Origin of the sequence: Acidovorax kalamii, from assembly GCF_002245625.1 — a bacterium.
Lineage (GTDB): Bacteria > Pseudomonadota > Gammaproteobacteria > Burkholderiales > Burkholderiaceae_C > Acidovorax > Acidovorax kalamii.
The window spans coordinates 1-576 of the sequence record NZ_NOIG01000019.1 but is presented as its reverse complement, the minus strand read 5'-3'; the positions used below and the strand labels follow the sequence as shown (position 1 = coordinate 576).

At 59.9% G+C, this 576-nt stretch carries 1 protein-coding gene; it reads right to left on the bottom strand.

Annotation, left to right across the window (positions count from 1 at the left end; all coding sequences use genetic code 11):
* A partial coding sequence (locus CBY09_RS23320; RefSeq protein WP_205734208.1) for a hypothetical protein occupies window positions 1-576 on the bottom strand: 576 nt, incomplete at both ends.

The window sequence follows — 576 nt, the reverse complement described above, 5'->3', positions numbered from 1 at the left end:
TCGTTGTCGCTGTCGGCGTCGTTGTCCGAGTCAGCGTCATCGTCTCAGCGTCGTTATCCGAGTCAGCATCGTTGTCCGAGTCAGCGTCATCGTCGCTGTCGGCGTCGTTGTCCGAATCGGCGTCGTTGTCGCTGTCGGCGTCGTTGTCCGAGTCGGCGTCATTGTCGCTGTCGGCGTCGTTGTCCGAGTCAGCGTCGTTATCCGAGTCAGCATCGTTGTCCGAGTCAGCATCGTTGTCCGAGTCAGCGTCATCGTCGCTGTCGGCATCGTTGTCCGAATCGGCGTCGTTGTCCGAGTCAGCGTCATCGTCGCTGTCAGCATCGTTGTCCGAATCGGCGTCGTTGTCGCTGTCAGCATCGTTGTCCGAATCGGCGTCGTTGTCGCTGTCGGCGTCGTTGTCCGAGTCAGCGTCATCGTCACTGTCGGCGTCGTTGTCCGAATCAGCGTCATTGTCGCTGTCAGCGTCGTTGTCCGAGTCAGCATCGTTGTCCGAATCGGCGTCGTTGTCGCTGTCAGCATCGTTGTCCGAATCGGCGTCGTTGTCGCTGTCGGCGTCGTTGTCCGAGTCAGCGTCAT